Below are 10,267 nucleotides of genomic sequence, written 5' to 3'. Positions count from 1 at the left end.
AGCCTGGCTGCTCATTGCCAACATGACCATGTGCCTCAACCGCTTAGCGCCTGCTTAATTCCCTAACACCCTCTTAGGAAGTGCTTTGTTGGGTTTTGTAGCCGCTGGCCCGGCCTTGGCGCAAGTGCCGCCCACTTTTACTCCAGCGGTGCAGGCATTCATTAAGGTGAACGCGCCCGTAGTGGCCCTCACCGACGCCAAGGTGATAGATGGCACCGGCCGCCCGGTGCTGCTGCACCAAACGGTGCTGCTGCGCAACGGCCGCATCGAGCAGGTTGGCTCTCTCAAAAAAGTGAAGGTGCCGGCCGGGGCCGAGGTTATCAATTGCGCGGGTAAAACGCTGATTCCGGGGCTAGTAATGCTGCACGAGCACCTGTATTACACCATGCCGGCGGGCGGCTTTTTCAACATCGCCCAGATGCCGTACTCGTTTCCGCGCCTCTACCTGGCGGGCGGGGCCACTACCATTCGCACGGCTGGCAGCATCGAGCCACAGACCGACCTGGCCATTCAGCGCCTCATTGGCGAGGGTAAGTTTATCGGCCCCGACATGGACGTGACCGCGCCCTACATGGAGGAGCCGGGGATGGATATTCCGGCCCTCAACACCATAAAAGGCCCCGAGGATGCCGCCGCTAGCACCAAGTTTTGGGCCGATAAGGGCTGCACGTCGTTCAAGATGTACATGCACGCCACCCGCGCCGACCTGGCCGCCGTGGTGCACGAGGCCCACGCCCGCCACCTCAAGGTAACCGGCCACCTCTGCGCGCTCACCTACCGCGAGGCCGCCGAAATCGGCATCGACAACCTGGAGCACGGCTTCATGGCCAGCTCCGACTTCGTGCCCGGCAAAGTGGCCGATGCCTGCGACTACCCCGCCGCCCGGCAGGCCCTACTGCGCCTGCCTGCCAACAGCCCTGCCGTAACCGAGCTAATTAAGTTTCTGATTAGCAAGAATATAGCCCTCACCTCCACGCTGCCCGTGTTTGAGCCCTACACGGGCCGCGAGGTGGTGTTGGGCGGCGGCTTGGCCGCGCTCATGCCGCAGCTGCAAGAGCGCGAAACGGCCACTTGGCAGGCCAGCCAAGGCAAAGACTCGGCCAGCGTGGCGCTCTTCAAGAAGGAGCAGGGCTGGGAAAAGCAGTTCTACGACGCGGGTGGACTACTAGTAGCTGGCACCGACCCTACCGGCGCGGGCCGCACCATTGCCGGCTACGCCAACCGCCGCGAAATTGAGTTGCTGGTGGATGGCGGCTTCACCCCGCTCGAAGCCATCAAAATCTGCACCCTCAACGGGGCCAAGTACCTGGGGCGCGACCGCGACATCGGCACCATCGAAGCCGGCAAGCAAGCCGACCTTGTGCTGGTGGCCGGCGACCCTGAAAAGGATATTCGCCAGCTCCGCCAAATGGAAATCGTGTTCAAGCACGGCGTAGGCTTTGATTCGCCCAAGCTGTTTGAATCAATGAAAGGCAAAGTAGGTTTAAATTAACTAACTGATTATTAATAACATAAAATAGAACGTCATGCTGAGCTTGTCGAAGCATCTCTACCACGCCGCAACGATGCGGTAGAGATGCTTCGGCAAGCTCAGCATGACGTTCTTTTTATTCTATATCAAGAAGCTATTCAGCCGGCAGCGACGCCTCGTACGTATCGGCGTACTTAAAGTCTTCCATCCAATAATCAGAGCTGATTACGTCAAACACCACGCTACCGGCGGTTTTGTCGCTGGGCGTGATTTGCCACAGAATGGACGGGGCTTCGGGAAACTCGCCGCCCGCCAGCTGGTCGCCAAACAGGCGGTGCAGCAACGCACTGTCCGACAGGCCGGGGGCCAGTAGGCGCAGCAGCGGCAGCGCGGGCTCCGTATCCAGGGTTGCCAGGTCGGCGGGGTCGGCCGCCGTTATTTTCACCTTAAACTCCACGGCCTGCGGGTGCGGAAACTTGCCATTGTAGGCATCGTAGAGCAGCTGCGTAGCGTTGAAAAAGCCCTCGTGCAGCTCCAGCTTGGGGTTTTCTTCCCACAGTTTCTCGGTTTCCATCTGGTGGGCCAGCTGCTCAATCTGGCCGTCCTTTAGCTCGTCGGCAAACAGGTAGGTGAGCACGGCTTCGGCGGCAGCAGCGGGCTCCAGGTCGGTGATGGCCATCTGGCACATCTCCTTTAGCTCGGCCGGGGCCAGGGCCTCGGGGTTGTCGTAGTCAAGCTGCTGAAGCAGGGCCAGGTAATCGGCGTTCTGCCAGGCGTTGGGTAATTCGGAAAGGTGCTGAAAAGAAAGCCGTTCGACGGTGAAAGTTGCCATTGTATATCAAAATGGGTGGTAGTAGCCGCTTTTACGCATAATGCCGGCGCACAACCGAAATCCCGGGCCTGGCTGCCCGCCCGGCCCGGGTAGGAATAGGGTAAACGCTTGAGCCCGTACCGCGTATAAGCAGAAATGGTGGCTGAACGGCCGCCAGCCCATCCTCTTCCTTTTCCCATTCCATGAAAGCCACCCTGATTCTCGCCGCCGCCCTGGCCCTTACCACCAGCGCCGCCTTTGCCCAAACCGTAGCCCCCGGCACCACGCCTGGTGCCCAAACCGGCAACCCATCCAACATGCCCAGCGCCGGCAGCACCGCCGACCAGACCACCAACAATGGCCGCATGGACAACATGTCGAGCACCGACCGTAGTGACAAGAAGGCGATGCGCAAGGGCAAAAAGATGAAAACCACCGACAACGGCACCAAAGTAAAAACCAAGATGTAGTAACAGCCAAGCACCTAAAGGTCAGTGAGCCAGCACGGTGCTTGCAAATAACTAACGAATTAAGCCCCTGCCACCACCCGGCAGGGGCTTATTTGTACCCGTTGCCCACTGGCAATACTCGGCCTTGCTTATGTCTGCTTTCACATTCAAATCCAAATTCCACGACCTGGAGCTTACATACCTTGGCATTATTGAGCCAAACAATGGCCGCATGCTGTGGGAGGTTGAGCTAAGGATTAATGGCCAGCTAGTTACCGAAAAATATCTTGGTAGTTGGCCTACTGTTACCATCGGTAGCCATAATGAAACGGAGTCGCCGGACGGGCGCTTTTTCTTTATTCCAACGGAGAGCGGCGGGGTTGTAATTGATGCCGCGCAGGATTTCAAGCGAATGCATATTTCCTGCAAAGGACAAGGGGCCGCTAGCTTTATTGGGAATGTTTACGATGGTAATTGGCTGATTATCGTGCATCGCAACGAAGTGATTATGTTCGACTTACTGGTGTTGCAGCAGCATAGCCTCGATTTTCCGTCGGTGAGCGTGTGGTGGGTTGTCCCTGTTGATGACCAGCAGTTGCGCATCATCTACCGCGACTCGGGCAGTATTGAAAATAAAGAAATGATAGTCAACAGATAGAGCGCAAAACGTTTTTGCTGGTCTATGGCAAAAAGCTCTCCCACGCAGCATTGAAAAATTTAGTTTTGTCAGATTCCCCTAATCCTTCCCGCCCCACCATTAAATCTGCGCCCATCGTGCTGGCCGGGGCCACCGGCGACCTGGGCCTGCGCATTGCCCAGGAGTTGCTGGCCCGTGGGGCCACGGTGCACGCCTTGGTGCGCCCCGGCAACACCAAGCCGGCCGTGGCCACGCTGCGGGCGCAGGGGGCCACGGTGGTAGAAGTCGATTTTGACAGCGTAGCGGCGCTCGCGCAAGCTTGCGCGGGGGCGGCCTGCGTGGTATCGGCCCTCTCGGGCCTGCGCGATGTGATAGTGGACACCCAAGCGCGCCTGCTCGAAGCGGCCGTGGCGGCCGGTGTGCCCCGCTTTATCCCGTCCGACTACTCCATCGACTTCACCAAGCTGCCCGAGGGTTCCAACCGCAACCTTGACCTGCGCCGCGAGTTCGGCCGCCGCCTCGACCAGGCACCCATTCGGGCCACCTCCATCCTCAACGGCATGTTTATGGACTTGCTGACCGGACAGGCTCCGGTTATCTTGTTCAAAATCAAGCGAATGCTTTACTGGGGCAGCGCCGACCAGCCACTCGATTTCACCACCATTGCCGATACGGCGGCGTTTACGGCCGCCGCTGCCCTCGACCCCACCACGCCCCGCTACCTGCGCGTGGCCGGTGAGGTAGCCACCATGCGCGACTTGCAAGCCACGGCGAGCGCCGCCACTGGACAGCGCTTTCGCCGCCTGCGGGTCGGGGGCCTCTGGCTGCTCAAACTCATGATAAAGGTGACGCGCCGCCTCGTGCCGGCCCCCAACGAGGTGTTTCCGCCCTGGCAGGGCATGCAGTACCTGCACAACATGTCTACTGGCCTACCCAAACTCGCGCCGCTGGATAACGACCGGTACCCGGAAATCCGGTGGACGCAGGTGCGGGAGGTGCTGATTACTAGAAAGTAAGCTTGCCAAGTCGGTGCCAGTATAGTTATCAATCAACCGGGTAGGGGCTTCCATTGAGTACCCCGCCTTGCTTATCTCATTGCTTTTCTATGAAATATTTTCCGCTCCTAGCCTTGGTTTTTGTGCTCACCGCTAGCGCCGCCCAGGCCCAGACCCAAACTGCCACCCGTGGCAATGTGCCGGGCTCGCTGCCCGTCACCCCGCCCGAGGCGTCCGACGCCGGTAGCCCTCGCGCCCACCGCCACACCGAAAAAGTACCCGGCACAACGCACCGCGAGAAAAAAAGGCTGCGCAAGCTAGCCAGAGTGCCCGCCAACCCCGAGGGTACCATGAAACCTAGGTAAAGCTTAAATGCGTAAGTAATTCGCAATCAATAATATGTGAATCAGGTGCGTCTGATTTGGGCTATTGGTCTCGAAGGCAGGCGCCCGCAAAGGCTGGCTCAGCGCTTGTAAAGGTGGATGGACTGCCCCACCAGCTTCCACTGGTTGTCGAACTTCTCCAGCAGTCGAATCTCGTAGGAATACGTTTTTTGCCCACTTTTTGCAGTCGATTCCTCGTCGTGGCTCACCCAGGCGGTGTTGCCCGCCACGTGCAGCTTGTAGTTGGTATTGACTGATACCCCACCCTGGCCCGTGCCGGGGGAGGGCGCCACCATCAGGGCCGGCGGAATATCCAGGACTTTGCCATCGGCCGTTGACACCAGCATGCGGCTATACGGCTGAATGTGCCAGCACGCGGCGTGGCCCGGCGCATCGCCCGCCCGCCAGGTAGCCGATTCTTTTTCCAGCAGCTGCTTGATGGCGGCGGTATCATCCAGCGGCTGGCTGCAACCGCCCAGCACGAAGCCGCCGAGCACTATAAATAGGATTTTCATCGGGGTGGGATAGGGAAAGCGGTCAGTATAAGTGACCTAAGTAGCAGCCAGCCGGCAAGATAGCGCGCCCACCCAGGACAAGGCGTGACCGCAGCAGCGGGAAAAGTAGCTACTGTGCCCTTGCTTACCGTACGCACTGGGGAAGCCGCAAGCATTGCCCCTAAAAGCCCAGGCTACCAGCCCACACCTAGTTAGCTGGTGCGCAAATACGTCTTCAACCAAACGCACTAACCGGCCGCTGGCTACCCGCACTAAAGCGATGGCGCAAGGCCCGAAGCCCCATCATTTACCCGTTTATCTTATGAAATCCTTCCTGTTTCTGGCTGTCATTTTTGCTTGCAGCACCAGCGCGGCCCTGGCCCAAACCGTGTTGCCCTCGGGTGCGGTAGCGCCCACTGGGACGGTATCGCCCACTACTGGCGTGCCCATAACGCCCGCCACCGTACCGGGTAGCGCACCCCTCAGCACGCCCGCCACCCGCGACGCCGGTAGCCCCCGCGCCGCGCGCCACGATGAGAAGGTGCCCGGCCTAAGCCGCCAGGACCGTCGGCAAAACCGAAAAATGGATAAGATGCACTATACCCCCGCTGCGGAGAAGCAGTCGGGGAAGAAGTAACTGCCCCTGTCTGCCCAAGCCCCTACCAGGGCAAAACGCCAGTAGAGGAGGACATGGTGCCGGTGGGGCCATCGGCTGGCAACAGCGCCAGCCGGATGGCCTCCGCCGCGCCCTGTGCGGGCGTGTCGGTGCCGGCAAAGCCGTTCAGGTCGGTGGCCGTGTAGCCGGGCGCGGCCGAATTTACCTTGATGGCCGTATCGCGCAGCTCGTGAGCCAGCTGCGCGGTGAGCATGTTCAGCGCGGCCTTTGAGGCGGAGTACCCCAGCAGGCCCCAGTCGTTCTGACTGCTAAGCGTGAGCGAGCCCAGCGGACTCGATACGTTGACAATACGCCCCGCCGCGGCCTGCTTCACCAGCGGTAAAAACACCTGGGTAACGGCCAGCGTACCCAGGAAATTGGTTTGGAACGCTTGCGCTACACTGCCCACCTCGACCGTGCTGGGCGCGCCGTCGCCGGCCGCGTTGATGCCTGCATTGTTCACCAGGATGTCGAGGCGGCCTTCCTCGCGCTGTATGTGCGCTGCCGCCGCGTCGAGCGTCGCCTGGTTGGCCAGGTCCACTTCGAGAAATCGGACGTCGCCGGCGGCGGTCAACTCCGCTACGGCTTGCTGGCCTTTGGCCGCCTCGCGCGCCCCCAGGTATACCCGGCAGCCCGCTTGCAGCAGCCCCCGCACAATTTCAAAGCCGATGCCTTTGTTGCCGCCGGTGACCAGCGCAATCTTCTTGTTTGCCATGTTGCCCGTGGGGTTTGGGCCTCCTAGGGTAAGGAGGTGAGTAAGTACACCACAAAGGTCTGGGAGGCAGCCGAGGGATAAACTTCGCCAGTCAACCCATCTGTTTTAGATTTCAAACACGCTACCAAGACTGACCCAAACCATCTGTCATTGCGAGCGCAACGCAGTGGAGCGCGGCAATCGCACCAGAACGAAATCGTTCGGGCATCGTGCTAGTGCGATTGCCGCGCTCCACTGCGTTGCGCTCGCAATGACAAACGTTTTTTGGGTAAAGCCCAATTAGAGGGCAAACCCACCCAAACGCCGGAAGTCCCCCGGTGTTTGCCCGGCGTGGCGCTTGAAAAACGTGCAGAAGTGCGCTACATCGGCAAAGCCCAGGCTATCGGCAATTTCCGAAATACTCCAATCAGTTTGCTTCAGCAGAAGCTTGGCTTCCTGCGTCAAGCGGCTGCTGATGAGGGCGGTGGTGGTGTGGCCCGTCGTCTCCTTCAGCACGCGGTTGAGGTGGTTGACGTGCACGGCCAGTTGCTGCGCGTAGTCGGTGGCGGTGCGCAGGCGCAACGGCGGCTGCGGGCTGGGGCGCGGAAACTGCCGTTCCAGCAGCGCCGCAAACTGCGCAGCCACCCGCGCGGCGGCGCTATGCGTGGCCAGCGGGGCGGGGGCCGGTTGCAGCTTCTGCACCAGGTGAATCAACTCCCAGAGATAGGTGCGCAGCAGGTCGTGCTTGTAGGCGTAGCCCGAATGCAGTTCGTGTGCCATCTTCTGAAAAATAACTTCGAGCGCCGCGCAGTCGGCCTCGGCTACTTCCCACACGGGGTAGGCCCCGGGCCGAAAAATCGGCAGCTCCGCCAACACCACCCCGGTGCGGGCGGGCAGCAGAAAGGCATCGTCGAAGAGGCAGCAGTAGCCCCCGGGCGCCTCGGTGAGCGGCAGCCACCGGTAAGGCACCCGCGGCGTCACCAGAAACAAGGTATTGGCGCCAACGTGCGGGGCCTGGTCGGCATACTCCACCTGGCTGCGCCCCCGGCAGAGCGTGATTTTGTGGTACTCCCGCCGCGTAAACGCCATCGGTGGCCCCTGCGGGATATCCGCCAGCGGAAACACGTTGAAATGCCCCACGCCCTGCCCCATAACCGGCGGCGGCAGCACGCCCCCGGCCGACGCCGGGCTAGGGGTACACGCCTCGTAAAAGGCGGCGAGGGTGTTCGGTTTCATACTATTTGGCAAGCAGGAAATGATAAACGTTACTTGCGCTGTTTTGGAAAGGAACTAAGCCAACGGCCCGTAGTTTTGGAAGTATGAAATACACCCTTGAAATCCCCGACCAGGATGCCGAGTTCGTGCTGGAATTTCTGCGGCGCGTTACCTCCGTTAAACTTACGCCCGTAGGCCGCAAGGCTAAGCCCAAAGATGAAACTGACTACTTGCTGAGTAACCCAGCCAACGCCAGAGAACTACTGGATTCCATCGAGCGGCTGGGGCGCGGTGAAGGCCAGGTTCATGACCTGATTGAGGCATGAAGCTCCTTTGGGACTAAGCTGCCTGGGAGTAATATCTATACTGGCAGGAAACGGACCGCGCCATTCTGCGCAAAATCAACACGCTGTTGAAGGAGTGCCAGCGCACACCCTTCACCGGCACTGGCAAGCCCGAAGCGCTGAAAGGCAACCTACGCGGCTACTGGTCGCGGCGCATCAACAAGAGCATCGCCTGGTATATCAGGTGGTAGGGGAAACGCTATTCATTGCGGCCTTTCGCTTCCATTACGAGAAGTAGCTGCCGCTTAGCGCTGGTCGATGGCTGGCTGTAGCTGTATCTTGGCGCTATGACAGTGGCCGTTAGACTAGAATTTCCTGACGACCGGGCGGCCGATGTAATTCGCTGGCTACAAGCTGCATCTGAGGGCATAGAAGTTTACATTGTAACAAGTGAGCCGTCAGAAGCAACATCACCGCCAAATCAGCAACCACCAAGACCTAGATAAATTCCTGCGGTTGTTTCTGGCCACCCGCCAGCTAGGCATCTCGGCCGCGCTGGAAACCTACGCCCAGCCTGAAACGAATAGGTCGCCTACAAGGCGAGTTCGATAGGCTGATTGGCAGCGTGGCGGTGGCGCACGGCTTCACGCTGGTTACGCACAACCCCCGCCACTTTTCCGATATGGTTGGTATCGTGCTGGAAGATTGGGTGCAGGAGTATGAGGATGGGCAACGGGCAAAGTAGCTGTTATGCTGTAGCTTGCTGCTACGTATAATAGCAATTCACTAAAGATGGCCAGCTACCCAATTGTCAAAATCCCTCAACGATTTCTTCAAATTGACAAGGTGTTGCCAGCCATGCCACCTGTTCCTATAGAACCCGTAAAGCCTGCTGCTCCAGAAACACCAAAGCAACAAGCAGATGATGAAGTGTCTGCTGCTGGTTCTGGATGTGTAGGATTGCCCATACTGCTTTTTGGGGCTTTCTTCATCTATATAGGTAGCAGAAGTAGCGGAAATCTTGCTACTGGCTTCGGAATAATAAGCTTAGTGATAGGACTTTTTGTGTGGTTCAAAAACTATGCAGGTGATTCGAAAAATGCTGTAGCTATAAATCGTTCACGTCAGGGTGGCTATAGATTAGCTGTTGAAAAGTATAATAGTGATAAGAGTCAGTATGAAGTTGATTTGCGTGATTATGAGAAAAAGATAAGTGAATATAAGGTTGACAGAAAAAATTATGATTCAACAATAGAAAAGCTAGTGCTGAGTGAGGAATATAAAAAAGAGACGGTAAAGTTAAGACGCCTTATGGTTAAAAGCGCACTAGATAATTCATCTGGTCCGGTTTACTGCAAAAGCACATATAATAAAGGTGTTTCAGAAAAATTTTTTTATTTAGAGTTATTAAAGTTCTTTGAAGGAATTAAGGTTGATATTTTAAGAAATAATACGCTCCCTCATGATAATTTTAAACAACCTTTTCTGCCTGACTTTATCGTCTTTATAAAGCAGCTTAATCAGTGCGTTGTAGTTGAGATAGATGAGCCATACGTAGGTAAAGATGGTGCTCCCATCCATTATCTAAATTCAAATGACGAGTTCAGAGATAGGTATTTCTTGGCTCATGGCTGGATTGTTATAAGGTTTGCCGAAGAACAAATTATTAGGCAGCCAGAGCTATGTATATCCTTTCTTGTTGATACTTTGTGCCAATTTACTCCATCTCGTGAAGTAGATTCAATAAGGTCGGCTAAAAAGCTTGGGTTCTCACTATCATCACTGTTTTCAAAAAACCCAGCTATTCAAATAGTAGCTGGTAAGGTTAAAAAAGCAGCTTGGGACTTAGATATAATTACTAGAGTTCCTTGCTGGAGCAAAGATGAAAGCCATAGAATGGCATTTGCTCGTTATAGAAACTCTTACTTGCCGAGCGAACTTATAGCTAAGATTAAGGAAGAAGATTATCTGCCTCCTACTGAAAGAGTTAACGAGCCTCGAACTACCTTTAATAAAGAAGAGGTTAAAAAACGAGACGAAGAATGGCGTCGATTACATAGCGATGACGATGATAATGACTTGCCTTTTTGATAAGTCAATTTGTCATCGATAGTAGAGTAAAAGAGTATTTTCCAGCCAAAAGTCCGATTCCCCACCCTAGCCCCACGTTTGCTAGTAC

At 56.8% G+C, this 10,267-nt stretch carries 13 protein-coding genes; 9 read left to right on the top strand and 4 right to left on the bottom strand.

Annotated elements, in window-relative coordinates:
* The first annotated feature begins 85 nt into the window (after window positions 1–85).
* Window positions 86–1,492 carry an amidohydrolase family protein gene (locus ACYVGC_RS21210; RefSeq protein WP_460585865.1) on the top strand — a complete coding sequence of 469 codons (1,407 nt, stop codon included), beginning with the start codon at window positions 86–88 and terminating at the stop codon, window positions 1,490–1,492.
* 133 nt (window positions 1,493–1,625) lie between these two features.
* Here ACYVGC_RS21210 and ACYVGC_RS21205 read toward each other — a convergent pair whose 3' ends face one another.
* Entirely contained in the window at window positions 1,626–2,303 is a 678-nt protein-coding gene (locus tag ACYVGC_RS21205; protein ID WP_460585864.1) for a hypothetical protein, read from the bottom strand.
* A 182-nt stretch (window positions 2,304–2,485) separates the two neighbouring features.
* On the opposite strand from ACYVGC_RS21205, the gene ACYVGC_RS21200 reads away from it, so the two are divergent.
* From ACYVGC_RS21200 to ACYVGC_RS21185, 4 genes are all read left to right on the top strand, one after another.
* Complete coding sequence (locus tag ACYVGC_RS21200) at window positions 2,486–2,752, top strand: hypothetical protein (RefSeq protein WP_460585863.1); 267 nt, start codon at window positions 2,486–2,488, stop codon at window positions 2,750–2,752.
* A 130-nt stretch (window positions 2,753–2,882) separates the two neighbouring features.
* Window positions 2,883–3,389, top strand: a complete 507-nt coding sequence (locus ACYVGC_RS21195; RefSeq protein WP_460585862.1) for a hypothetical protein — start codon at window positions 2,883–2,885, stop codon at window positions 3,387–3,389.
* 65 nt (window positions 3,390–3,454) lie between these two features.
* Entirely contained in the window at window positions 3,455–4,384 is a 930-nt protein-coding gene (locus ACYVGC_RS21190) for an NmrA family NAD(P)-binding protein (RefSeq protein WP_460585861.1), read from the top strand.
* Window positions 4,385–4,473: 89 nt separating this feature from the next.
* Window positions 4,474–4,728 carry a hypothetical protein gene (locus ACYVGC_RS21185; RefSeq protein ID WP_460585860.1) on the top strand — a complete coding sequence of 85 codons (255 nt, stop codon included), beginning with the start codon at window positions 4,474–4,476 and terminating at the stop codon, window positions 4,726–4,728.
* A gap of 98 nt (window positions 4,729–4,826) precedes the next feature.
* Here ACYVGC_RS21185 and ACYVGC_RS21180 read toward each other — a convergent pair whose 3' ends face one another.
* Complete coding sequence (locus ACYVGC_RS21180; protein WP_460585859.1) at window positions 4,827–5,261, bottom strand: nuclear transport factor 2 family protein; 435 nt, start codon at window positions 5,259–5,261, stop codon at window positions 4,827–4,829.
* Window positions 5,262–5,562: 301 nt separating this feature from the next.
* Here ACYVGC_RS21180 and ACYVGC_RS21175 point away from each other — a divergent pair, with 301 nt between their 5' ends.
* Window positions 5,563–5,877 (top strand): hypothetical protein, encoded by a 315-nt coding sequence (locus ACYVGC_RS21175; protein ID WP_460585858.1) that lies wholly within the window; start codon window positions 5,563–5,565, stop codon window positions 5,875–5,877.
* A 22-nt stretch (window positions 5,878–5,899) separates the two neighbouring features.
* On the opposite strand, the gene ACYVGC_RS21170 is transcribed toward ACYVGC_RS21175, so the two are convergent.
* Window positions 5,900–6,610, bottom strand: coding sequence for an SDR family oxidoreductase (locus ACYVGC_RS21170; RefSeq protein WP_460585857.1), 711 nt, complete (start codon window positions 6,608–6,610; stop codon window positions 5,900–5,902).
* Window positions 6,611–6,889: 279 nt separating this feature from the next.
* Entirely contained in the window at window positions 6,890–7,825 is a 936-nt protein-coding gene (locus tag ACYVGC_RS21165; protein WP_460585856.1) for a helix-turn-helix domain-containing protein, read from the bottom strand.
* 83 nt (window positions 7,826–7,908) lie between these two features.
* Here ACYVGC_RS21165 and ACYVGC_RS21160 point away from each other — a divergent pair, with 83 nt between their 5' ends.
* The 3 genes from ACYVGC_RS21160 (at window position 7,909) to ACYVGC_RS21150 (ending at window position 10,179) form a co-directional block, all read left to right on the top strand.
* On the top strand, window positions 7,909–8,130 hold the full coding sequence (locus ACYVGC_RS21160) for a type II toxin-antitoxin system Phd/YefM family antitoxin (RefSeq protein ID WP_460585855.1): 222 nt from the start codon (window positions 7,909–7,911) through the stop codon (window positions 8,128–8,130).
* Between the two features lie 86 nt (window positions 8,131–8,216).
* Entirely contained in the window at window positions 8,217–8,339 is a 123-nt protein-coding gene (locus ACYVGC_RS21155; protein ID WP_460585854.1) for a type II toxin-antitoxin system YoeB family toxin, read from the top strand.
* 541 nt (window positions 8,340–8,880) lie between these two features.
* On the top strand, window positions 8,881–10,179 hold the full coding sequence (locus ACYVGC_RS21150) for a hypothetical protein (protein ID WP_460585853.1): 1,299 nt from the start codon (window positions 8,881–8,883) through the stop codon (window positions 10,177–10,179).
* The last annotated feature ends 88 nt before the right edge of the window (window positions 10,180–10,267 follow it).

This window comes from Hymenobacter arcticus (genome assembly GCF_054779975.1).
Note: the sequence above shows the minus strand (reverse complement) of the source record. Positions and strands in the feature narration are given on the sequence as shown.